We start from the raw sequence: 22,213 nt of genomic DNA, 5'->3' as shown, positions 1-22,213 counted from the left end.
CGCCCCCGCACGCGACGACCGCACTCACACGACGAAGGAGGCAGGGGCGCCCTCTGCCCGGCGCGGGCCGCCGGGTGCCGCCCCGGACCGCTCATGGCCGATCGCTTCCCCCCCGACATCGACATGGAGACACCCAGTGTCGCCCGCATGTACGACTACCTGTTGGGCGGCAAGGACAACTTCGAGGTGGACCGCAAGGCCTGTGACGTCCTCTTGGCGCAGGTCCCCGAGTTCCTGTCGCTCTCCCACCAGAACCGCGCCTTCCTGACCCGGGCCGTGGAGTACGCGGCCGCCCGGGGTATCGACCAGTTCCTCGACCTGGGCGCCGGGCTGCCCACGGCGGACAACACCCACCAGGCCGCCCAGCGCGTCCTCCCCGGCTCGCGGGTGCTGTACGTGGACAACGACCCCATCGTCATCGCCCACGGCAGGGCGCTGCTGACGGGCGGGCAGGGGGCCGCGTTCCTCCACGCGGACTTCTCCGAGGGGGTGGAGTCGATCCTGACCTCACCGGAGGCCCACGCCCTGCTGGACGTGGACCGGCCCCTGGGCGTGATGCTGGTGTCGACGCTGCACTGCGTCCCCGACAGCGCCGACCCGTTCGGGATGGTGGCCGGGTTGATGGAGCGGCTGGCCCCGGGGTCCTTCCTGATCTACTCGCACATCGTCTCCGACGACCCGGAGGCGGCCAGGTGGACGACCGACAAGATGCTGGGCTTCGGCACCCCGTGGGGGCGGGTGCGCAGCCCCCAGGAGGCCGGGGTGGTGTTCGAGGGACTGGAGCCGGTCAGCGCGTGGGCCGACGACCGTGACGAGGAGCCGAGGATCGTGGACTGCGCGAGCTGGCGGCATCCGGAGATCGCACCGCGCACCCGGCCGGGTGACCTGTCGGTGAAGTTGTGGGAGTTCTCGGGAGTGGCCGTCAAGCCTTGAGGGGAGAGCGCCGCCGGTGTCGCGGCACGGGCGGCGCTCGGCCGGGCCGTGTTCCTGTGGACCTCCGCCGCGCTTCGGTCCGTGCGAGGCCGCCCGGAGAACGCGAACCTTCGACCGCTGCGTGAACGTCCTCGTGCCTCGGACGTCTCCTCCGCCGACCTCCAGAACCCCGTGGGCGGCCTCGCGCCCACGGGCGCGGAAGAGCGTTCGAGAACAGGCCCTACTCCCCTGCGCCGACGGAGAAGTGCCGGGTGAGCAGGGCGTTCACCTCGTCGGGCCGCTGCCAGGACAGCAGGTGGGCGGCGTCGGTGAGGGTGACCAGACGCGCGCCGGGGACGCGTGCGGCGATGACGTTCGCGTGGGCGGCGGGCGGGGTCGCGGGGTCCTCGGCCCCGGCGATCACCAGAGTGGGCGTGGTGACCCCGGCCAGGTCCTCGCGCACGTCGTGGCCGGCGACGGCCTCGCAGCAGCCCGCGTAGCCCTCCGGGGAGGTGGCGGCGATCTGGTCGCGGAGCACGGTGACGTCGTGCGGGTGCTCCGCGGCGAAGCCGGGGGTGAACCACCGGCTCACCACCGTGTCGGCGACGGCCCCGGTGCCCTGGGCCCGCACCAGGGCGGCGCGCTCGCGCCAGGGGTCCGCGGGTCCGGCGTGGGGGGAGGTCGCGAGCAGGGCCAGACGGTCGAGACGGTCGGCGTGGTGGACCGCCAGCCACTGGCCCACCATGCCGCCGATGGACAGGCCCGCGTAGTGGGCGCGTTCGATGCCCAGCCGGTCCAGCAGGGCGACGACGTCCCCGGCCAGGTCGGCCATGCCGTAGGGGCCGGGCGGGATCGGGGAGCCGCCGTGGCCCCGGTGGTCGAACCGGATCACCCGGAACACGGTGGACAGCGCGGCGACCTGGGGTGCCCACATCGCGGTGGTGGTGCCCAGCGAACCGCCGAGCAGCAGCGGGGGCGCGTCGGCGGGGCCGCTCTCGACATGGTGCAGATCAACGCTCATGGGCCTGCCGTTCCCTTCCGGGGCGGGTGTCCCGCCCTCGTGACGGTGGTGGTCGGGTGGGCCCATCATCCCAACCGTGCGGGGGCTCCGGGGAACCGGCGCGAGTGTGCGGTATGAGAACATCACCGGGGGCCCTGCCTCCCGCCCCGTTCTCCCCTCTGTCCCCACTCCCAGGAAGACCAGATGCCCGTCGAACCCCAGCCCGCCGGAACCGATCCGGACCGCGGCCCCCACTTCGTGCAGTCCCTGGAGCGCGGCCTGCTCGTCATCCGGGCGTTCTCCGCCGAACACCCCTCGATGACCCTGAGCGACGTGGCCCGGGAGACGGACCTGACCCGGGCTGCGGCCCGCCGCTTCCTGCTGACCCTGGCCGATCTGGGGTACGTGCGCACGGACGGCCGTCTGTTCTCGCTCACCCCCCGGGTACTGGAGCTGGGGTACGCCTACGTGGCGTCGGCGGGGCTGCCCGACGTCGCCCAGCCGCACCTGGAGGACCTGTCGGCCCGGGTGCGCGAGTCGGCGTCGGTGTCGGTGCTGGAGGGCGACGACGTCCTGTACGTGGCGCGGGTGGCGACCTCGCGGATCATGACGGTGGGGATCCGGGTGGGCACCCGTTTCCCGGCGGTGGCGACGTCGATGGGCCGGGTGCTGCTGGCCGACCGCGACGAGGCCGAACTGGAGGCGTTCCTGGCGCGGACGCGCCTGGAGCAGCTGACCCGGTTCACCATCACCGATCCGCAGGAGCTGCGCGTCGAACTGCGCCGGGTCCGCGAGCGGGGGTACGCGATCGTCGACCAAGAGTTGGAGGAGGGGTTGCGGTCGCTGGCCGCGCCCATCCGCGACACGACGGGGAAGGTGATCGCGGCCGCCAACGTGTCGGCGCACGCCAACCGTTCGTCGATCGAGGACGTACGCCGCGACCTGCTGCCGGCCCTGTTGGAGACGGCCTCCCGGATCGAGTCGGACCTGGCGTCGGTGTCCCGGCGCGACGCCGGCCTCTGAGGTCCTCCCCGGGGGGTGAGCCCCCCGGGGGGCTCCCACGGCCTCACGGCCGTGGTCGCGGCGCGCCTCGCGGCGTCCGCCGGTTCCCGCGCGGTGTCCGGGCCCGTCAGGGCGGCCGGCCGGAACGGACCGGGCCGGTCTCAGAGGCGGCCACACGGGTCTCCCCTCCTCCGCTCCGGAATCCCCTCCTCCACCGGAACCCTCCTCCGCCCCGGGATCCGTCATCCGGCGGGGTGGAAGGGCCCGGAGCGTCGGCCTCGGGCGGGCGCCCGGCGCCATCCCCGGGAGGCACGGGGCCCGACGGCGCCCGCCCCCGGTGGCGGGCGCGATCACCCCCGGTGGCGGGCTCGGTGGCGGCGGACGGCGTCGCGGTTGCCGCAGGAGGGCGAGCAGTACCGTTGGCGACCGTTGCGGGAGAAGTCGGCGTAGACGCGGTCGCAGCCCCGGGCCGCGCAGCGGCCGAGCCGGTCCATGCCCCGGCCGGTGAGGTGCAGGGCGGTGCCGACGGAGACGAGCACGGCGATCTGGCGGTGGGCGGGCAGGTCCTCGGGACGGTAGTGCAGGTGCCAGCCGTCGCCGGTGTGGTCGGTGAGGCGGGGCGCCGAGGCGAACTCGATGAGCAGGGGGTTGAGCCGCTCGGCGCGTTCGGGCGGGTCGGCGGCGTCGACGACCGCCGTCCAGCGTTCCAGGAAGGCGCGGACCCTGGCGAAGTCGTCGGGGTCGATCTCCCGTTCCAGGACGAAGCCGACGTCGGCGCAGCGCCGGGCGAGGTCCTCGACGCCCTCGACGGGCCGGTTGACGAGGTCCACGGCCAGTCCCACCGGATCCCTGCCGTAAGGGTTGATGTGCATAATGCCATTACATCAGACTGATCCCATGCGTACCGAGCACGAACACCACTGGATCACCGACTCCGCGCACACCACCAGCGAGGGCCTGGTGGCCTACCAGCACTGCGCCTGCGGCGGACGCCGCGTCACCCTCTCCCCCGCCGTCACCGTGGCCGCCACCCCCACCGACCGACGGTGAGGATGTGGACGGCACCGCTCGCGGGCCCGACCCGCCGACCGACCGACGCCCCGGCCGTCCTCGACGGGAATCGTCGGCCCCGGCGGGCGGCACCGCCGCACGCGCGGCCGACCGGGTGTCCGTGACCGCGAGGGAGCCCGGACCGAGGTCCACCACCGCCTCGCCCGTCCACCCGGCCGAGGCCGGCGGCCCCCTCACGGCCGACGCCGAGGGGCCCCGCGGCCCGCACCCCGGCGCGGTGGGCACGTCGTCCGCACCGGGGGCGCACCCCCGTCCCGGTCACCGGGGAGATCGCCTTCACCGCCCCTGGAGCGGTCGCCGGGACGGGCGGTCCCGGCGCCACGGCCCGGACACGGGCCCGGTGGCGCCTTGCGGGTGCGCGCCGCCGCCTGAGATCCTGCCCGGAACACCGCCGGGACACGTTTCCGGTGGTCGTCGCACACGAAAGGGACACCGTGACCGACCAGCACGACGCGGCGGGCATCGCCGCACTCTCGGGGACCCTCACCCTCGGTGGTGACCTGCCGATCCACCGGCTCGGCTTCGGGGCCATGCGGATCGTCGGAGAAGGGGTCTGGGGACCGCCCCGCGATCGTGACGAGGCGCTGGCGGTCCTGCGCAGAGCGGTCGAGCTGGGCGTCACCTTCATCGACACCGCGGACTCCTACGGGCCCCAGATCAGCGAGCAGCTCATCCGGGAGGCGCTGTACCCCTATCCCGAGGACCTGGTCATCGGCACCAAGGCCGGTTTCCTGCGCACCGGACCGGGGGTGTGGCACCGACTGGGACGCCCCGAGTACCTGCGCCAGCAGGTGGAGTTGAGCCTGCGCAACCTGGGCGTGGAGCGCGTCGACCTGTTCCAGTTGCACCGCATCGACCCCGAGGTGCCGCTGGCCGACCAGCTCGGCGCCCTGGCCGACCTGCGCGCCGAGGGCAAGATCCGCCACATCGGGCTGAGCGAGGTGACCGTGGACGAGTTGTCCGCGGCCCGGGCCATCACCCCGATCGCGTCGGTGCAGAACCAGTACGCGCCCTCGTTCCGGGAGTCGGAGGACGTGCTGGAGCAGTGCGAGAAGGACGGGATCGCGTTCCTGCCCTGGGCCCCGGTGGACCGCGGGGCGCTGGCCGGTCCGGACTCCCCGCTGAGGGCGCTGGCCGCCGAGCACGAGGTCACCCCGGTGCAGTTGGCGTTGGCGTGGCTGCTGCACCGATCGCCGGTGATGGTGCCGATCCCGGGCACGTCACGGGTGGCGCACCTGGAGGAGAACACGGCGGCCGCCGCGCTCCGGTTGTCCGAGGAGGAGACCGAGCGCATCGACAGCTTCCTGAGCTGAGGCGCGTCCCGGACCAAGGCCCGCCGGAGCGCGCCTCCGGCGGGCCGTGCCGGGTGCGCGGTCAGCTCGGGCGCAGCCGGAAGACCTGGAGGCGCATGTCGTAGTACTTCTCCGTCTCGCCGACCCATTCCATGCCCAGTCGGCGGGCCACCGCGATGGCGCGTCGGTTGTGGGGGCGGGCCACCGCGAAGAGCTCTTCGATGCCCTGTCCGAAGGCCCAGTCGATGACGGCGCGGCTGGCCTCCGTGGCGTAGCCATCGCCCCAGACGTCGGGGCGCAGCGCCCAGGTGAGCTCGAAGTCCTCCTCGTAGGGCGGCAGGAGTTTCAGGGACAGACCGCCCACCAGCTCGTCGTCGTCCTTGCGGACGATCGCCCAGCGTCCGGCGGGCGGGATGAGGTTGGGACCCGCCTCGATCCAGGCGTGCAGGACCGAGCGCATCGCGTCCGCGTCGTTCACCGGTTGCCATTCCGGCGTCAGCCAGTGCGCCACCTCGTCCGCCCCGTAGATCCTCAGGGCGGCCTCGGCGTCGTCCAGCTTCCACTCCCTGATGTGAAGTCGGTCGGTCGGCAGCTCAAGGCTCATAACACAACGGTAGCGGCAGCGCGAGCACCGGGACAGGGGAGCAAGGGCAAGAGTCGGCATCCGTTCCGGGAGCGGCGTTCCGGTCCGATCGGGGACCCGGATACCCGGACACGCCCCAAGTGAGCGGAAACGGTTGGTCATCCCCCCTTTACCCAGGGTCGCCGTGTCCCTTATCGTGGAACCCCCGGTGTGGGAGCGCTCCCAATCCTGGGGGCGCCGCGGACCGACTCCCCCGCGACCCGACCGGGGAACCGCCCGGGCCCCGGCCGTGGGGGACGGACCCGGGCCCCCGGGGCGCCGATCCGTTCGGCGCCCCGGGATCACCCCTCCCGGACGTCCTCGGTGTCACGCCCGTCGGCGACGGGGCCCCGGGCGGGCGCCCGCCTCCGGCAGGCCCACGACCTCGTGTCGGCCCCGGCGACCAACGGCCGGGGCAGAGCGCGGGCACCGGCGGGGAGCGGGTGCGTCGACGGGGCCCAGGCGCACGCCACGGCCGGGATCCACGACGGGGCGGCGTTGTGGTGAGGCGGAGCGGCCGGTCGATCACCGGCGTGACGGCGCGCTCCGGCCGGTCGGGGCGCGGTCGGCGGAGCGGGGGTCAGACGCCGGCGCCCACGGCGGCGCGGACGTCGGCGGTGATGCGGGCCGCCACGTCGGCGATCCGTCCGACGAAGTAGAAGTGTCCCCCGGTCAGGGTGTGCCGGACGAGCGGACCGTCGACGTGATCGCGCCAGGCGTCCATGCGCTCGGGCGGCATTCCGATGTCGTCGGCGCCGGCGAACACGGAGACCGGCACCCGCAACGGCGGGATCCCCGCACGGGGCCGCCAGGTGTCGACGAGCTCCAGGTCGGCGCGGATCAGGGGCGCGGCGGCCCGCCACCGGTCGGGGTCGTCCAGGACGCCCGAGGAGGTGCCGCCCATGCGGGCCAGGCCCCTACGGAGCCGCTCGTCGGGCAGCAGGTGGCGGGGTTCGTCCCGTTCGGGTCCGGGCTCGGGACTCCACGCCGACATCCCCAGCCAGGCGGGCGCGGGTCCCTCTCCGGCGGCGGCGAGCAGGGCGATCTCATAGGCGACGAGCGCGCCCATGCTGTGGCCGAACAGCCCGAAGGGCCGGTCGTGTTCGGCGGTGACGTGCGGGTACAGGAACTCGGCCAGTGCACGGCCGTCGCGCAGCGGGGCGTCCGTGCCGTCGCGGCCCGGGGCCTGGAGCAGGCACACGTCCCAGTCGGGCGGCAGGTGGCGCACCCAGGGACGGTAGGCCTGCGCCGAACCGCCCGCGTGGTGCAGGACGAACAGCCGAAAGCCCTTCTCGGGCACGGGCCGGATCCGGATCAGGGTCTCCCGCCTCACCGCACTCCCCCGTCGAGGTCCACCCGCGACGGGTCCGCCGCGACATCGCGAACCTACCAGCCAGTAACACCCACCGGTAACACGGGGGTTCAGCCGGTCGCGGGCACCGGCGCCCCGGTGAGGTAGGCGTGCACGCTCACGGCCAGGGCCGCGGCCAGTCCCACCGGCACGGCATTGCCGATCTGCCGGGCGATCTGGGTCTTGCTCCCGCACCACAGGAAGTCCTCGGGGAACCCCTGGATCCGGGCCGCCTCCAGGTGGGTGATCGGCCGGTGCTCGGTCGGATGCAGGTAACGTCCCTTCTCCGGTTTGTAGAACTCGGTGCGGATGGTCACCGACGGCCGGTCCCGGTGCATGCGCCCCATGACGTCGCCGGACCCGCCCCGGTGCCGCAGCCACCCCCGCGTGGACAGCTCCGGCGGCAGGTCCCACCGGTTGCCGCCGGGCGGGATCGTCGCGTAGCGCAGCAGCGAACGCGCGGTCGGATTCCGTCCCACGTGCAGCTCGGCCATGGTGAACGGGCCGCGGATCCGGACGCCCAACGGAGCGCAGACCCGGTCGGGCAGCACCGTGGTGGAGGTGCCGGCCGGGGTGCGGTCGAACACCGTCGCGGCGCTCACCCACGGCGCCAACGACCCCGCGCCCGGCGCCTTGGCGTGGGTGGGATCGGGGTAGACCAGCCCCCGCCCCGAGGGGTGGGAGGAGATCAGGTCCCGGTGGGTGGCGAGCAGGATGGCCCGACGCCGGGCCTGGGGGACCCCGTGGTCGGCGGCGTTGACGACCCGTTCGGCGGTGAGCGCGTAATCGCGCAGTTCACCGTCGGGGTCCTCCGTCGCCGCCTTGAGCAGAGCGAACTCCGGGGAGCGGAAGAACCGGTCGACGTTCTCGATGATGAACGCCCGCGGCTCCAGGACCCGCACCGCCCGGGCGTACTCGCGCCAGAGCCGGTTGCGCGCGTCATCGGAGCCCACCGGCCTGCGGTTCTTGTGGTTGAGCGAGGAGAACCCCTGACAGGGCGGGCCGCCCAGGATGAGGTCGACCCGCTCGGGGATCGCGGCCGGATCCCAGTCCTCGATGCGGCCGGCGTGCACCCGCGCGGAGTCCAGCCCGGTGTTGACCGCGTAGGTGGAGGCCGCCGCCAGGTCCATCTCCACCGCGCCCACCGCGCGAAAGGCCCTCTCGCCCCCGCCCTCGGGGGCGAAGGCGTGGAACCCGGTGGAGAGGCCGCCGCACCCGGCGAAGAGGTCGAGGACGGTGAAGGTGTCGTCGCTGGACATGGGGCTCAGCGTACAGAGACCGACCCGTCGCGGGCGGGGTCTAGGATGCGGCCATGGCGGTTCCCAGGCCCACCGGGGCGCTCAACGAGGGCGTCCGCAAGAGCATGCGGTCCAACAAGGGCCGCGACACCGGACCCGAGCTCGCCGTGCGGCGGCTGGTGCACGCCGCGGGGCTGCGCTACCGGGTATCGGCGCGGCCCGTGCCCACGCTGCGCCGCACCGCCGACCTGGTGTTCACCCGGCGACGGGTGGCGGTCTTCATCGACGGCTGCTTCTGGCACGGCTGCCCCGAGCACCACACCCGGGCGCGCACGAACGCCGCCTACTGGTCGGAGAAGGTGGAGACCAACCGGTCCCGTGACGCCGACACCGACCGTCGACTCACCGAGGCGGGATGGACCGTGCTGCGGTTCTGGGAGCACGAGGAGCCCGCCGAGGTGGCCGGACGGATCGTCGAGGCCGTGCGCGAGACGGACGGCGCGGCCTGAGAATGGCCGGATCCGGCCACGCCTTCGAGCGCCGATCAGCCCTGGGGGTCGACCTCGCGGCCGAACCGGGCCGGAATCCTCCCGGCGAGGGCGCGCGCCCGACCCAGCAGGCGCCGCAGCCGCCCCGGCGCGGATTCCCCCTGTTCGGGGACGTCCACCTCCGGTCCGGCGGAGGCCTCGGCCTGGGCCAGCCGTTCGCGCAACCGGTCGCGCACCTGGTCGGGGGTGTAGGCGCGGCGCTGTCGTTCGGCACGGGCGATCGCCGCACCGGTGGCCGCCACGCCCACGAACGCGGCCACTCCGAGGACCTTCCACCATCGCATGTGCCTAGGCTAGCGGTGTGGTAGACACCGAGATGTCCTTGGACCGAGCCCTGGAACTCACCCGCACCGGCGACGTGTGGGTCTTCCGGGGGAGCAGCGCCGCCGACCGTGCCATTCAGATCACCACCAACAGCCCGGTCAACCACGTGGGCATGTCCGTGGTGATCGACGACCTGCCGCCGTTGATGTGGCACGCCGAGCTGGGCCGCTCCCTCCCGGACATGTGGACGGGGCAGCACCAGCGCGGCGTGCAGTTGCACGATCTGCGCGACGCCGTCGTGGTGTGGGGGCGCAAGTACGGGCAGCGCGGCTGGTTGCGCCAGATCGACCCGGAGGTGGGCCGGGAGATGGAGGACGCCGTGCTGCGCGTCATCGCGCGGCTGGACGGCACGCCCTTCCCCTCCACCGCGCAGCTGGCCGGCCGGTGGGCGCGGGGTCGGATGCCTTTGCGCCGGCCGTCGTTCCTGCGTCGGCGTTCGGAGGTCGAGCAGGGCGAACGCGCCCTGGAGACCGCCTACTGCGCGGAGGTCATCGCCCTGACCTACGAGGAGATGGGGCTGCTGCCGGCCGGCCGGCGACCCGGTTACTACGACCCGGGACGGTTCTGGAGCGGCGACGACCTGCGACTGGAGGGCGGCCACGCCCTGGGCGGGGAGATCGCCGTGTCGCTGCCGCGGGAGTGAGGGCGAGGACGGGCGACCGGCCCCCGACCGGCCCCCGACCGGCGGCGGGCCGCCCCCGGCGAACCCCGGAGCGCCGGCGGCCCCGACCCGAGCGGCCCGTGCCCCCCGGTACAGCGACACCCCGGGGCCACGGCACGGCACCCCCGCACGCGACCGCGACGGCGGACCTGACCGGGGCGTTCCCCGCGTCCCGGCCAGGTCTCACCCCCGGAGCGGCGGCGCGGTGCTGCCGCGCACGATCAGCGCGGTGGCCAGGTCCAGGCGCAGGTTGGCGGGGCGGCCGCCGCGCGCCAGGATGAGCGCCATGCGGGTGGCCTCCTCGGCCATCTCCGTGAGGGGCTGGCGCACCGTGGTCAGGGGCGGGCCCACCCAGCGGGCGACCGGCAGGTCGTCGTAGCCCACCACGCTGAGGTCCTCGGGGATGCGCACGCCCAGTTCGCGCGCGGCCTCGTACAGGCCCATGGCCTGGAGGTCGCTGCCGGCGAACACGGCGGTGGGCGGATCGTCCAGGGTGAGCAGTTCGCGGCCCCGGTGGCGTCCGCTCTCCACGTGGAAGTCACCGTGCCGGATGAGCGCGGGATCGACGGCGATGCCGGCCGCGTCCAGGGCCGAGGTGTAGCCGTCGATGCGGGCCTTGCTGCACAGCACCTCGCGCGGTCCGCCGATGACGGCGATGCGCCGGTGGCCGAGTTCGACCAGGTGACGGGTGGCGGCCAGGCCGCCGCTCCAGTTGGCCGAGCCCACGGCGGGCATGTCCGGGCCGGGGTCGCCGGCGGGGTCGACGACGACGAAGGGGATGCCGCGCGCGGACAGCCGGGTGCGCTGTTCGGCGGCCAGGTCGGAGAAGACCAGGACGACGGCGGTGGGGCGGCGCGCCAGGACGGCGTCGACCCAGTCGTCGCGGGGGGTCTGGCCGCCGGATTCGGTGAGCACGACGCTCAGGCCCTCCTCGCGGGCGACGTTCTCCACGCCGCGCACGACCTCGATGGCCCAGGCGCTGTCGAGTTCGTGGAAGACCAGGTCGATGAGGGCGGAACGGCCGCCGCCCGGCCCCTTGCGGCGGCGGTAGCCGTGTACGCGGATGAGCTCCTCGACCCGGGCCCGGGTGCCCTCGGCCACGTCGGCACGACCGTTGAGGACCTTGGAGACGGTCGGGACGGAGACCCCCGCCGCTTCCGCAATTTTCGCGATGGTCACCGGCTCGGTGATGGTCGTTCCCGGGGTTTCCCGATTCGGCTGTGTACTCACGCCGCCAGATACTACGCGTCTTCGCGCTGTTCATCACCGTCGACCGGAAACGATCGGTGATCTGAGCCACAGCGGATATTGACGCGCCTCACGTCGCGCCGTACATTCGGGCACCACAAGTTTCGGAATAAAGTCCGATAGTTTCGAAAAGGATGCGCGATGACCTCCCCCCGAACGGCCGCCGCACTGGCCGCGCTCACCCTGCTCACCGTCACGGCCTGCGGCGGTGGCGGCTCCTCCTCCGGCGACGAGATGCACGTGTGGATGTACCAGGACACCCTGGTCGTCGTACAGGAAGGAGCCGTGGAACGCTTCAACGCCGACCACGCGGACGACGGCTTCCAGGCCGTCATCGACCAGGTGCCCGGCGACAACTACGTCGAACGGCTGCGCACCGCCATGGGATCCGGCGAGCAACCCGACGTGTTCTTCAACTGGGGGTCGGGCAGCATCGCGCCCTACGCCGAACAGGGCCTGCTCGAACCCCTCGACGACCTCCTCGCCGAAGACCCCGAATTCGCCGACGCGTTCCTGCCCTCCGTCCTGGAATCGGGCAAGGTCGACGGCGTCCAGTACGGCATCCCGCTGCGCGGCACCCAGCCGGTGGTGCTCTTCTACAACCGGGCCGTGTTCGAGGAGGTCGGCGTCGAGCCCCCCGAGACCTGGGAGGACGTCCTGAGCCTCGTCGACGACTTCACCGAGGCCGAGGTCACCCCCTTCGCCCTGGCCGGCGCCGACCCCTGGACCGAGCAGATGTGGTTGCAGTACCTGGTCGACCGCATCGGCGGCCCCGACGTGTTCGCGCGCATCGCCGAGGGCGACTCCGAGGGCTGGCGCGACCCGGCCGTGCTGGAGGCCGCCGACATGGTCGTCGACCTGGTCGACCGGGGCGCCTTCGGCGACTCCTACGCCTCGGTCAGCTACACCGAGGGCGGCGCCTCCACCCTCCTGTCCGAAGGGCGGGCGGCCATGCACCTGATGGGGTCCTGGGAGTACTCCACCCACCTCGACCAGGCCCGCGAATTCGCCGAGAACGACCTGGGCTACGTGGAGTTCCCGCCCATCCCCGGCGGCACGGGCGACCCCGCCAACGTCGTCGGCAACCCCACCAACTACTTCTCCGTGAGCGCCGACGGCCCGCACGTGGAGCACGCCCTGGACTTCCTCCGCTACACCGCCCAGGACGAGTACGTCGCCGACATGGTCGCCAACGGCGAGGTGCCCACCACCGCCAACGCCGAGGAGGTCCTGGCCGACAGCCCCAACCCCGAGTTCGCGACCTTCCAGTACGAGCTGGTGCGCGACGCCCCCCACTTCCAGCTCTCCTGGGACCAGGCGCTGACCCCGGAGGTGGCCACCCCCATGGTCACCGAGATCGAGGCCCTGTTCAACGGGCAGCGCACCCCACAGGAGTTCGTCGACGCCCTGGCCGCCCTGTGAGCGCGACCGTCCGAGACCGGGCCGCCCCGCGCACCGGGCGGCCCGGCCCCCTGTGGGCCCTGCCGGGCGTCGCGTTCTTCGCGTTGTTCGCGGCCCTGCCGATGGTGCTGGTGGCGTACCTGTCGTTCACCCACTGGGGCGGACTCGGCGACCCCCGGTTCGCCGGATTCGACAACTGGACCCGGCTGGCGGGCGACCGGCTCATGCACCGCGCCGTGGGGCTGAGCCTGCTGTTGACCGTCGCCAGCTGGGCCATCCAGACCCCGATCAGCCTCCTGCTCGGGGTGTGGTCGGCGGGCCGGCAACGCGGACGGGCGGTGGTGTCGGCGCTGTTCTTCCTGCCGCTGCTGCTGTCCTCCGCGGCGGTGGCGATCGTGTGGCGGGCCCTGCTGGACCCCAACTTCGGGCCGCTGGCCTGGGCGGGCCCGTTCCTGGGCCTGGGAACGGTGGACCTGCTGGGCGGGAGCACGAGCGCGTTCTGGGTGATCGTGTTCGTCGCCTCCTGGCAGTTCATCCCGCTGCACATGCTGCTGTACCAGGGCGGCGCCCGGCAGATCCCCGAAACGCTCTACCAGGCGGCGCGGATCGACGGGGCCGGCCGGCTCGGCATGTTCTGGCACATCACCCTGCCGCAGTTGCGCAACACCATGACCACGTCGTCGATCCTGATGGTGGTGGGCTCACTGACCTACTTCGACACGGTGCTCATCATGACCGGCGGCGGCCCGGGCACCGACACCACGATCGTCCCGTACCTGATGTACCGGGCGGGCTTTCGCAGCTGGGAACTGGGGTACGCGAGCGCCATCGCGTTCACCCTGGTCGTCGCCGCGACCCTGATCGCGCTCGTGATGGTGCGCCTGACCGGGTTCGGCTCGATGCGCAGCACCAGGGAGGGGATATGAGCGTCGTTCAGGAGCGCGCACCCGTGAACACACCCGGCGGGACGCGGTCACCGCGCCCCGGGACCGGCCGGATCCGGCGCCGGGGCGTGGGCGAGCGACCCAACGTCCTGGGCGGGCTGGGCGCGCTGATCTGGCTGCTCGTGGTGGCGGTGCCGCTGTACGCGCTGCTCATCGCGACCGTCCAACGCGGGGAGAACTACGTGCCCGAGGGGCCGCTGGCCCCGCCCTCGGACCCCACCCTGGGCAACTACGCCACCGCCGTGGAGAAGGGGCTGCTCGGATTCGTATGGAACACCGCGCTGGTGACGGTCGCGGTGGTGGTGCTGGTCGTCGTCCTGGCGGCGACGACGTCGTTCGCCATCGTGCGCTCGCGCCGCCGCCTCACCGACGCCGCGTTCCGGATGTTCCTGCTGGGGCTGGCGATCCCCTCCCAGGCGGTGATCATCCCCGTGTACCTGATCATCGTCCGGCTGGGACTGTACGACTCCCTCACCGCGATCGTGCTGCCCACCGCCGCGTTCGCGCTCCCGGTGTGCGTACTGATCCTGGTGGGATCGATGCGCGACATCTCCGAGGAACTCTACGAGGCGATGGCCCTGGACGGGGCCGGATCGGTGCGCGCGTTCCTGTGGCTGGTGGTACCGATGTCACGGTCGGGACTGAGCACCGTGGCCGTGTACTCCGCGCTCCAGGCCTGGAACGGTTTCCTCTTCCCGCTCATCCTCACCCAGTCGGCCGACAAACGGCTCATCACCATGGGCCTGTTCGAGTTCCAGGGCGAGTACCGGGTGGACGTGCCGGGACTGCTGACCGCCGTGGTGCTGTCGACCGTGCCGCTGTTCGTCATCTACCTGGTGGCACGCCGCTCCCTCGCCGACGGCCTGATGGGGGTGGGCGGCAAGTAGCGTCGGGTTTCGGACCCCGCCGGTGGGGGCACGCGGCTGGTTATATCGGGCGGGCCCGAACGTGAACCGGTCGACTCTCCCGTCCGTAGTCCTCTACAGACACGGCCCGAGGGGAACGGATGAGCGACGACGCGCTGGACGAGGCCGCCGAGGCGGAACTGGCGACCCGGTGGGGACCGTTCCGCCTGGTGGCCTTCCGCGATCCGGTGGACCACCAGGAACACCTGGCCCTGGTGCGCGGCCCGGTCCGCGACCACGACGAGGTACCGGTACGGGTCCATTCCGAATGCGTGACCGGTGACGTGTTCGGCGCGCTGCGCTGCGAGTGCGGAGACCAGTTGGCCGCCGCCGTCGAGACGATCGCGGCGGCCGACCGGGGTGTGCTGGTGTACCTGCGCGGCCACGAGGGCCGGGGCATCGGCCTGCTGGACAAGGTGCGCACCCTCGCCCTCCAGGACACCGAGGGACTGGACACCGTGGACTCGGCCACGGCGTTGGGCCTGCCGGTGGACGTGCGCGACTACGGCCCCGCCGCACGGGTGCTCCTGCACCTGGGGGTGCGGTCGGTCCGGTTGCTGTCCAACAACCCGGACAAGGCCCGGGTCCTGGAGGCGCACGGGGTGAAGGTGGCGATCCGCGAACCGCTGCACGCCCCGGTCCGCCCGGAGAACCTCCCCTACCTGGTCGCCAAACGCGACCGGCTGGGACACGACCTACCGCACCTGGACGCACCCGGTGCCTGATCCGGTCCGCCACGTGAGCGACGGGCCGGCCCCGGCCCGTCACGCCGCCCCGTCCACGGGAGCCACCGCGGCGCGCCCGGCGCGCCCGAGGGCCCGCCGGGTGCTCGCCGGGGCCGCCACCGCGCAGGCCGCCGTGGCCGTGGCGGTGGCGGTGACCGTGGGGTTGGGCCCGGCCGGCTGGGCGACCCTGGTCCTCGTCGCCGCCACCGGGGCCGCCACCCTGGCATGGGCGGCGGCCCGCACCGGACACCGTTTCGGGCCCGCCGACCTGGTGACCCTGGCCCGTTCGACGCTCATCGTCGCGGTCACGGCGCTGGTCGTCGACGGCGGACCCGCCTGGGCGGTGGTCGCCCTGGCCTCGCTCGCCCTGGCACTGGACCTGGTCGACGGACCGGTGGCACGCCGCACCGGCACCTCCTCACGGTTCGGGGCCCGGTTCGACATGGAGGCCGACGCCTTCCTGCTGCTCGTGCTGAGCGTGTGCGCCGCACCGCTCCTGGGGCCGTGGACGATCGCGATCGGGGCGATGCGCTACCTGTTCGCTGCCGCCGTGTGGTGGGCGCCCTGGATGGGCGGCCCGCTGCCGCCCGGCCGGGCCCGCAAGCTGGTGGCGGCGGTCCAGGGGGTGGCCCTGGTCGCCGGCGTCGCACCGGTCGTGCCGCCCTCGCTCGGGACGGCCGTGGTGGCCGGGGCACTGGCCCTGCTGTTCTGGTCGTTCGGACGCGACGTCGTCACGCTGTGGCGATCCCGCGCGGACGGACCCACCACTCGACCGGCGGGATCGGCCCCGACCTGAAAGGGTGGTCGTCGAGACGATGTCCACGGTGAGGAGAACGATGGGTCGGACCGCGAGGGCCTTCTGGACGCAGTCCCCCGGCCGGGGGGAGATCCGAGAGGTCGGGATCCCCGACCCCGGCCCCGGGGAGGTGCTGGTGCGCACCCTGTACTCGGGGATCAGCAGGGGAACGGAGACGCTGGTGTTCGGCGGCGGCGTGCCGCCCAACCAGTACGAGGTGATGCGCGCCCCCTTCCAGGAGGGCGACTTCCCCGGCCCGCTCAAGTACGGATACCTCAACGTGGGAACCGTGCGGGAGGGACCCGAGGAACTGGTCGGGCGGACGGTGTTCACGCTGTACCCCCACCAGGACCTGTTCACGGTGCCGGCCGAGGCCGTCTCACCGCTGCCCGAAGGGGTGCCCGCCGAACGCGCGGTGCTCGCCGGCACGGTCGAGACCGCCGTGAACGCCCTGTGGGACGCCTCCCCGCTGATCGGCGACCGGATCGCGGTGGTCGGCGCCGGCATGGTCGGATGCTGCGTGGCCCGCCTGCTCGCCGGAATCCCGGGAGTACGGGTGCAACTGGTGGACACCGTGCCCGAACGGGCCGACACCGCCGACCTGCTGGGGGTCGACTTCGCCCTGGCCCCGGACGCCGAAGACGGCTGCGACCTGGTGTTCCACGCCAGCGCCACCGAGGCGGGGCTGATCCGGTCGCTGGAACTGCTCGCCGCCGAGGGCGAGGTGGTCGAGCTGAGCTGGTACGGCGACCGACGGGTGATCCTGCCGCTGGGCGAGGAGTTCCACTCGCGACGGCTGACGATGCGGGCCAGCCAGGTGGGCATGATCTCCCCCGCCCGCCGATCGCGCTACGACCACGCCGAACGGCTGGGACTGGCGTTGCGGCTGCTGGCCGACCCGGCGTTCGACGCCCTGCTGACCGGCGAGAGCCCGTTCGAGGAGCTGCCGTCGGTGCTGCCCCGACTGGCGGACGGTTCGCTGCCCGCCCTGTGTCATCGCGTCGTCTACCCGTGAGGAGAACCCCGTGTTCAGTGTGACGGTCCGCGACCACATGATGGTCGCCCACAGTTTCCGCGGTGAGGTGTTCGGTCCCGCCCAGGGGTTGCACGGGGCGACCTTCACCGTGGACGCCACGGTGCGCCGACCGGAGTTGGACGCCGACGGGATCGTGGTGGACATCGGACTGTTCTCCGAGGTGCTGGCCGGGGTGGTGGGCGAACTGAACCACCGCAACCTGGACGAGGTACCGGAGTTCGCCGGGGTCAACACGACCACGGAGTTCCTGGCCCGGACGGTGGCCGACCGGCTGGTGGAGCGGTTGGACGCCCGGGCCCGGGGACTGTGCGCGATCGCGGTGACCCTGCACGAGTCCCACGTGGCGTGGGCGTCCTACGAGCGCGACCTGTGACGGTGTTCGCGGTCCCGCCGGCCCTCGCGCCCAGCGGCGGCCACACCTACGACCGGCGCCTGGCGCGGGCCCTTCCCCGACTGCGCCCGGTGACGGTGGCCGGATCGTGGCCGCGCCCGGACGCGGCGGCCCGCGCGGCACTGGACGGGGTGCTGGCGTCGGTGCCCGACGGGGCGACGGTACTGCTGGACGGGTTGGTGGCGTGCGGGGTCCCCGAGGTGGTGCTCCCCCACGCCGCCCGTCTGCGGATCGTGGTCCTGGTGCACCTGCCCCTGGCCGACGAGACCGGCACGGACCCGGCCGAGGCGGCCGACCTGGAGGCGCGGGAGCGGTCGGTGCTGCGCGGCGCGGCCGCGGTGATCGCCACCGGCCGCACGGCCGCGCGCGACCTGGCCGCCCGACACGACCTGCCCGGGGTGAGGGCCGTCCCGCCCGGCGTCGACCCGGCCCCGGAGACCGTACCCGGAGACGGTTCCCGGCTGCTGTGCGTGGCCTCCCCCACCCCGCGCAAAGGCCACGACGTGCTCTTCTCCGCCCTGGCCCGGGTGTCGGACCTGCCGTGGACCTGCGTCTGCGTCGGTCCGACACCGGACGGCTCCGGCGGGTGGGCGGAGCGGATCCGGGCCGGGGCGGAGCGTTTCGCCGGGCGCGTGACCCTCCCCGGGGCACTGATCGGCGACGACCTCGCGGCCGCCTACGCGGCGGCCGACCTCCTGGCCCTGCCCTCGCGCGCGGAGACCTACGGGATGGTCGTCACCGAGGCGCTGGCCCGAGCCGTCCCCGTCCTGGCCTCCGACGTGGGCGGGATCCCCGAGGCGCTGGGCCGCGACCGCGCCGGACGACCCCCCGGCCTCCTCGTACCCCCGCAGGATCCGGAGGCGCTGGCGGCCGGGCTGCGCCGATGGCTCACCGAACCGGACCTGCGGGAGAGGCTTCGGAGTTCGGCCCGCCTGCGCCGCACCGACTTGACAGGATGGGCGGAGGTGGCCCGGGGGGTGGCCGCCGCCCTTGACCCGGAGGAGTTCCGTTGAACACCGTCGAGACCGAGGAGTTCGCGCCGGAGTGGTTGGCCGCGCGCGAGGGCGTGGACGCACTGGCCCGCTCGCACGGCCCGCTGCCCGTCCTGGCCGAACACCACCGGGTCGTCGCCGACCTGGGGTGCGGTACGGGCTCGCTGGGCCGCTGGACGGCCGCCCGGGCGCCGGGGGTGGAGCGGTGGCTGCTGTTCGACCGCGACCCGCGCCTGCTGGCCCTGGCCGCCGACCGGGTGCCGGGACGGGTGGAGACCCGCCTGGTGGAACTGGCCCGGTTGCGCGCCGCCGACCTGACGGGGGTGACGCTGGTGGCGGCGTCGGCGCTGCTCGACCTGCTCACCGCCGAGGAGGTACGGGCCGTCACCGACGCGGTGGCGTCGACGGGGTGCCCGGCCTGGTTCACGTTGTCGGTGGCGGGCCGGGTGGCGTTGACCCCCGAGGATCCGCTGGACGGCGCGGTGACCGCCGCCTTCAACGCCCACCAGCGACGGGCGGAACGGCTCGGCCCGGACGCGATCGACGCGACCATCGACGCGTTCGCCCGACGCGGGTACCGGGCGACGACCTTCCCGAGCCCGTGGCGGTTGGGCCCCGACCACCCGGAGGTGACCGGGATGTGGCTGCGCGGGTGGGCGGGGGCCGCCGCCGAGCAGGCCCCGGACCTGCCCGTGGCCGACTACCTGCGCCGCCGACTGGCCGCGCTGGAGGAGGGACGGTTGACGGCGGTGGTCCACCACGACGACCTGATGCTCATGCCCCCCGAACCCGGGGACCGCCCATGAACCGCCCACCGCGCCCGCGCACCGGGGACGACGCCGCGCCGCGCCGCGCCGGGCCGATGGCGTCGACCGTCATCGAGGAGGACGCCCGCCCCGGCGCGCACGGCCACCGGGGCCCGCGCCGGTCCGCGGGGCGCGACGGAGGCGGATGGGCCCGCGGGCACGGGGGCGCGCTCACGCGCACCCTGATCGGGGCGGCGATCCTGGGGTGGGTGCTGTGGTGGTACCCCCTGGAGGCGTTCACCGCGGCGTTCGCGGTGGTGGACGCCGGCGCGGTCGCGACGGCCCTGGGCGTCGGCGCGGCCACCACCGTGCTGTGCGCGGCCCGTTGGCGCGTGATCGCGCGGGCCGTGGGCCTGAGCCTGTCCCCGGTGCGGGCGGTGTCCGACTACTACCTGGCGCTGTTCCTCAACGCGGTGCTGCCCGCCGGGGTCCTGGGCGACGCGTACCGGGCGGTGGGGCACGGCCGGGCCAACGGCGACCTGGGACGCGGGGTGCGCGCCGTGGTCCTGGAACGGGTGGCGGGCCAGGTGGTGCTGACGGTCGCCGTGGCGGCGCTGATCTTCGTGCTGCCGGCGACGTTGTGGGGACCGGGGTGGGGCGCGGTCGCGCTGCCCCTGGCCCTGGTGGCGGTGGCCGGGGCGGCGGTGGCCGTCGGCGCGCGTTCACCCCGGGCGCGCGGCTCGCGCGCGGGCCGGGTCCTGGTGGCGACGGCCCGGGACGTCCGGGTGGGGCTGGTGGGCCGGGCCCCGACGGTGATCGTGCTGTCGGCGGCGGCGCTGGTCGGCCACGTGGCCCTGTTCCTGCTGGCCGCCCACCTGGTCGGGGTGGACGCCCCGCCGACGCGGCTGGTGCCGTTGGCGGTCCTGGCGTTGGCGGCGATGAGCGTGCCGGTCAACGTGGGCGGGTGGGGGCCCCGCGAGGTCGCCACGGCGGCGGCCTTCGGCGCGGCCGGGCTGGGCGCCGAACAGGGACTGACCGTGTCGGTGGTCTACGGCCTGTTCGCCCTGGTCGCGGCCTCACCGGGGGCGGCGGTCCTGGTGGCGCGCCTGTTCCAGGGCGGCCAGGTGTCCGGCGGCCCGATCCGTGAGGAACGCGAGCAGGAGCCGGCCCTTGGCGGCGTCCGCCCGTGAGGGCGCCCCTACCACGCCGTTGTCGGTGTAGGCGGCCAGGCCCAGGGTGCCCATGTGGTCGCGTTCGTCGGCGCGGTGGTCGGCCTTCTCGTACCCCGGTCGCACCAGGTCGGGGTGGGTGTGCAGCAGCACGGAGGTCTCCAGTTCGCCGGCGTGCATGTCCTGGTCGTTGGTGAGGGTGATCCCCGCCGCGACGCGGGCGGCCTCCCACTCCCCCGCCGAGGGGAACAGGGCCATGCGCCCGCCGGACTGCTGGACGGTGTTGGCGAGCACGTGATTGCCGCCGTGCCCGTTGACCAGCATCAGGGGCGTGTCGCCGAGGGAGTCGGCGATGTCGGTGACGACGGCGTGCAGGGTGGTGGCCGAGACGCTGACGGTGCCCGGCCAGGCGGCGTGTTCGTGGGAACAGCCGAAGGTGAGCGGCGGGAGCGCGCGCGGGCCGTGGGCGGCGGCGATCGCCGAGGCCAGGGCGCAGGCGATGAGGGTGTCGGTGGTCAGCGGCAGATGGGGGCCGTGCTGTTCGAGGCTGCCCACGGGCAGGACGGCGGCGGGCGCGGCGCGCTCCGCCTCCTCGGGTCCGGTGGTCGCGGGCAGCGGGATGCGTTCGTCCATGGCCCCTGGTTACCACGCGGGCCGCGAAGGTCGGGCGGTGACGGGCGGGTCGGCGCAGGAGACGCCGCTCCCCTCCGGGCCCCCTCCGGCCGGTGTCGGACGACCGGGCGCGGACGACCTCGCGCACCCGTCTCCGGGCCGGCTCCTCCTTCGTCACCGAGGGCCTGACCGCGGCCGGGACGGACACCTCCGGGGCCGCGGCCTCCACCGGCGCAACACCCGACCTCGACGCCATGCCGCCGTTCCCCCGCATCGTCGTCGCCGACGCCCACGGCCCGGCCACCGGCGACATCTTCCTGGTCGCCCGTGGCCCACGGAGTACCACATGCGCCCGGTGGAGGACTTCACCCGTTACCTCGACGGGTTCGAACCGATCGACCCGGGTGCGGTCTCCGTGCTCCGGTGGCGCCCCGACCCCACCGGGACGGACTCGACCCGCGACCCGCCCCGGTAGCGACCCGCCCCGGCACCACGGGCCCGGCCCGCAAGGTCTGATCGCGACCACACCGGCCACGACCCGCCCCGGACCGGGCCGGCCGGCCGGCCTCCGGAAGAATGTCACGACCGCTTCCTAAGGTGGACCCCGTCCGGTGGGAAGCACCGGACCCGACACCTCGGGGAGCCCCCATGGCGGAACTCGTCCACTTCGTCCACCAGTCGATCGACGGCCACATCGAGGGCCCGAACGGCGAGTTCGACTGGCCCGTCATGGGACCCGAACTGTCCGAGGACTCCCGCGCCCTGAGCGACCGCTGCGACGCCTTCCTCTACGGACGCGTCGTATGGGACATGATGTCCGGGTTCTGGCCCGAGGCGGAGGAGCACTCCGACGACCCGCACGACCTCGCGTTCGCTCCCATCTGGCGGGACAAACCCAAGATCGTCGTCTCCCGCACCCTGGAGAAGGCGGACTGGAACACCCGGGTCGTCGGGGACATCGAGAAGATCGCCGCGCTCAAGGCGGCGGGGACCGACATGGTGCTCTTCGGCGGCGCCGCCCTGGCCGCCGACCTCACCCGCCACGGGCTCATCGACGAGTACCGGGTGTTCGTGCACCCGGTGGTCCTGGGTGGAGGCAAGCCCGCCTTCCCGACCTCCCCCGAACGACTGAGACTGAACCTGGTGGAGTCGCGGGTGTTCGACTCCCAGGTCGTCCTGCTGCGCTACCGCCGCGCCTGACCGGCACCGCCGCCGTGGCGGGGTGCG

At 73.8% G+C, this 22,213-nt stretch carries 26 protein-coding genes; 18 read left to right on the top strand and 8 right to left on the bottom strand.

The genetic code is table 11. The annotated features are described in order from the left end of the window. The first annotated feature begins 93 nt into the window (after positions 1 to 93). Positions 94 to 933: an SAM-dependent methyltransferase gene (locus PWG71_RS22745; RefSeq protein ID WP_274811974.1), complete on the top strand. Its 840-nt coding sequence runs from the start codon at positions 94 to 96 to the stop codon at positions 931 to 933. 220 nt (positions 934 to 1,153) lie between these two features. On the opposite strand, the gene pcaD is transcribed toward PWG71_RS22745, so the two are convergent. Next, entirely contained in the window at positions 1,154 to 1,933 is a 780-nt protein-coding gene (gene pcaD / locus PWG71_RS22740) for a 3-oxoadipate enol-lactonase (RefSeq protein ID WP_274811973.1), read from the bottom strand. 183 nt (positions 1,934 to 2,116) lie between these two features. Between pcaD and PWG71_RS22735 the strand changes: the two genes are divergently transcribed. Then, complete coding sequence (locus tag PWG71_RS22735) at positions 2,117 to 2,935, top strand: IclR family transcriptional regulator domain-containing protein (protein ID WP_274811972.1); 819 nt, start codon at positions 2,117 to 2,119, stop codon at positions 2,933 to 2,935. Positions 2,936 to 3,264: 329 nt separating this feature from the next. Here PWG71_RS22735 and PWG71_RS22730 read toward each other — a convergent pair whose 3' ends face one another. Further along, positions 3,265 to 3,786, bottom strand: a complete 522-nt coding sequence (locus PWG71_RS22730; protein WP_274811971.1) for a CGNR zinc finger domain-containing protein — start codon at positions 3,784 to 3,786, stop codon at positions 3,265 to 3,267. A gap of 25 nt (positions 3,787 to 3,811) precedes the next feature. Here PWG71_RS22730 and PWG71_RS22725 point away from each other — a divergent pair, with 25 nt between their 5' ends. Both PWG71_RS22725 and PWG71_RS22720 read left to right on the top strand, forming a co-directional pair. Next, the gene (locus PWG71_RS22725; RefSeq protein ID WP_274811970.1) at positions 3,812 to 3,964 is read left to right on the top strand and encodes a hypothetical protein; all 153 of its coding nucleotides are present in this window, start codon (positions 3,812 to 3,814) and stop codon (positions 3,962 to 3,964) included. Positions 3,965 to 4,419: 455 nt separating this feature from the next. After that, positions 4,420 to 5,298: an aldo/keto reductase gene (locus PWG71_RS22720; protein WP_274811969.1), complete on the top strand. Its 879-nt coding sequence runs from the start codon at positions 4,420 to 4,422 to the stop codon at positions 5,296 to 5,298. 61 nt (positions 5,299 to 5,359) lie between these two features. On the opposite strand, the gene PWG71_RS22715 is transcribed toward PWG71_RS22720, so the two are convergent. From PWG71_RS22715 to PWG71_RS22705, 3 genes are all read right to left on the bottom strand, one after another. After that, on the bottom strand, positions 5,360 to 5,881 hold the full coding sequence (locus tag PWG71_RS22715; RefSeq protein ID WP_274811968.1) for a GNAT family N-acetyltransferase: 522 nt from the start codon (positions 5,879 to 5,881) through the stop codon (positions 5,360 to 5,362). Positions 5,882 to 6,479: 598 nt separating this feature from the next. Beyond that, positions 6,480 to 7,232, bottom strand: coding sequence for a thioesterase II family protein (locus PWG71_RS22710; RefSeq protein ID WP_274811967.1), 753 nt, complete (start codon positions 7,230 to 7,232; stop codon positions 6,480 to 6,482). An 89-nt stretch (positions 7,233 to 7,321) separates the two neighbouring features. Further along, complete coding sequence (locus tag PWG71_RS22705; protein ID WP_274811966.1) at positions 7,322 to 8,509, bottom strand: DNA cytosine methyltransferase; 1,188 nt, start codon at positions 8,507 to 8,509, stop codon at positions 7,322 to 7,324. A gap of 104 nt (positions 8,510 to 8,613) precedes the next feature. On the opposite strand from PWG71_RS22705, the gene PWG71_RS22700 reads away from it, so the two are divergent. Continuing rightward, complete coding sequence (locus PWG71_RS22700; protein ID WP_446725081.1) at positions 8,614 to 8,997, top strand: very short patch repair endonuclease; 384 nt, start codon at positions 8,614 to 8,616, stop codon at positions 8,995 to 8,997. Positions 8,998 to 9,032: 35 nt separating this feature from the next. Here the strand turns inward: PWG71_RS22700 and PWG71_RS22695 are convergent, their stop codons facing one another. Further along, on the bottom strand, positions 9,033 to 9,320 hold the full coding sequence (locus PWG71_RS22695) for a hypothetical protein (RefSeq protein WP_446725079.1): 288 nt from the start codon (positions 9,318 to 9,320) through the stop codon (positions 9,033 to 9,035). A gap of 32 nt (positions 9,321 to 9,352) precedes the next feature. Between PWG71_RS22695 and PWG71_RS22690 the strand changes: the two genes are divergently transcribed. Then, on the top strand, positions 9,353 to 10,003 hold the full coding sequence (locus PWG71_RS22690) for a hypothetical protein (RefSeq protein WP_274811996.1): 651 nt from the start codon (positions 9,353 to 9,355) through the stop codon (positions 10,001 to 10,003). Between the two features lie 201 nt (positions 10,004 to 10,204). Here PWG71_RS22690 and PWG71_RS22685 read toward each other — a convergent pair whose 3' ends face one another. Further along, positions 10,205 to 11,200 (bottom strand): LacI family DNA-binding transcriptional regulator, encoded by a 996-nt coding sequence (locus tag PWG71_RS22685; RefSeq protein ID WP_397222478.1) that lies wholly within the window; start codon positions 11,198 to 11,200, stop codon positions 10,205 to 10,207. Between the two features lie 210 nt (positions 11,201 to 11,410). Here PWG71_RS22685 and PWG71_RS22680 point away from each other — a divergent pair, with 210 nt between their 5' ends. The 10 genes from PWG71_RS22680 (at position 11,411) to PWG71_RS22635 (ending at position 20,395) form a co-directional block, all read left to right on the top strand. After that, complete coding sequence (locus tag PWG71_RS22680) at positions 11,411 to 12,691, top strand: ABC transporter substrate-binding protein (protein WP_274811964.1); 1,281 nt, start codon at positions 11,411 to 11,413, stop codon at positions 12,689 to 12,691. Between the two features lie 101 nt (positions 12,692 to 12,792). Then, complete coding sequence (locus PWG71_RS22675) at positions 12,793 to 13,596, top strand: carbohydrate ABC transporter permease (protein ID WP_446725080.1); 804 nt, start codon at positions 12,793 to 12,795, stop codon at positions 13,594 to 13,596. Continuing rightward, complete coding sequence (locus PWG71_RS22670; protein ID WP_274811962.1) at positions 13,593 to 14,501, top strand: carbohydrate ABC transporter permease; 909 nt, start codon at positions 13,593 to 13,595, stop codon at positions 14,499 to 14,501. Before PWG71_RS22675 ends, PWG71_RS22670 begins: the two co-directional genes overlap by 4 nt. A gap of 119 nt (positions 14,502 to 14,620) precedes the next feature. Beyond that, complete coding sequence (locus PWG71_RS22665; RefSeq protein WP_274811961.1) at positions 14,621 to 15,244, top strand: GTP cyclohydrolase II; 624 nt, start codon at positions 14,621 to 14,623, stop codon at positions 15,242 to 15,244. Positions 15,245 to 15,257: 13 nt separating this feature from the next. Beyond that, a complete protein-coding gene (locus PWG71_RS22660) occupies positions 15,258 to 16,040 on the top strand; it encodes a CDP-alcohol phosphatidyltransferase family protein (protein WP_274811960.1) in 783 nt (260 codons plus the stop codon). Positions 16,041 to 16,080: 40 nt separating this feature from the next. Beyond that, positions 16,081 to 17,055 carry a zinc-dependent alcohol dehydrogenase gene (locus tag PWG71_RS22655; RefSeq protein WP_274811959.1) on the top strand — a complete coding sequence of 325 codons (975 nt, stop codon included), beginning with the start codon at positions 16,081 to 16,083 and terminating at the stop codon, positions 17,053 to 17,055. A 10-nt stretch (positions 17,056 to 17,065) separates the two neighbouring features. Further along, the gene (locus tag PWG71_RS22650; protein WP_274811958.1) at positions 17,066 to 17,449 is read left to right on the top strand and encodes a 6-pyruvoyl trahydropterin synthase family protein; all 384 of its coding nucleotides are present in this window, start codon (positions 17,066 to 17,068) and stop codon (positions 17,447 to 17,449) included. Continuing rightward, entirely contained in the window at positions 17,446 to 18,480 is a 1,035-nt protein-coding gene (locus tag PWG71_RS22645) for a glycosyltransferase family 4 protein (protein WP_274811957.1), read from the top strand. The genes PWG71_RS22650 and PWG71_RS22645 overlap by 4 nt, the downstream gene beginning before the upstream one ends. Then, positions 18,477 to 19,265, top strand: a complete 789-nt coding sequence (locus PWG71_RS22640; RefSeq protein WP_274811956.1) for a methyltransferase domain-containing protein — start codon at positions 18,477 to 18,479, stop codon at positions 19,263 to 19,265. Before PWG71_RS22645 ends, PWG71_RS22640 begins: the two co-directional genes overlap by 4 nt. Next, positions 19,262 to 20,395: a lysylphosphatidylglycerol synthase transmembrane domain-containing protein gene (locus PWG71_RS22635; protein WP_274811955.1), complete on the top strand. Its 1,134-nt coding sequence runs from the start codon at positions 19,262 to 19,264 to the stop codon at positions 20,393 to 20,395. The genes PWG71_RS22640 and PWG71_RS22635 overlap by 4 nt, the downstream gene beginning before the upstream one ends. On the opposite strand, the gene PWG71_RS22630 is transcribed toward PWG71_RS22635, so the two are convergent. Then, positions 20,282 to 21,007 carry a creatininase family protein gene (locus PWG71_RS22630; RefSeq protein ID WP_274811954.1) on the bottom strand — a complete coding sequence of 242 codons (726 nt, stop codon included), beginning with the start codon at positions 21,005 to 21,007 and terminating at the stop codon, positions 20,282 to 20,284. The two genes, PWG71_RS22635 and PWG71_RS22630, sit on opposite strands and share 114 nt — an antisense overlap. Before the next feature lie 325 nt (positions 21,008 to 21,332). Between PWG71_RS22630 and PWG71_RS22625 the strand changes: the two genes are divergently transcribed. Next, the gene (locus tag PWG71_RS22625; RefSeq protein ID WP_274811953.1) at positions 21,333 to 21,461 is read left to right on the top strand and encodes an SAM-dependent methyltransferase; all 129 of its coding nucleotides are present in this window, start codon (positions 21,333 to 21,335) and stop codon (positions 21,459 to 21,461) included. 173 nt (positions 21,462 to 21,634) lie between these two features. Further along, positions 21,635 to 22,186 (top strand): dihydrofolate reductase family protein, encoded by a 552-nt coding sequence (locus PWG71_RS22620; protein ID WP_274811952.1) that lies wholly within the window; start codon positions 21,635 to 21,637, stop codon positions 22,184 to 22,186. Positions 22,187 to 22,213: the final 27 nt, after the last annotated feature.

It is taken from the genome of Nocardiopsis sp. N85 (assembly GCF_028882275.1).
GTDB classification, from domain to species: domain Bacteria; phylum Actinomycetota; class Actinomycetes; order Streptosporangiales; family Streptosporangiaceae; genus Nocardiopsis; species Nocardiopsis lambiniae.
The sequence above is the reverse complement of the archived record's forward strand: the minus strand, read 5'-3'. Positions and strand labels throughout refer to the sequence as shown.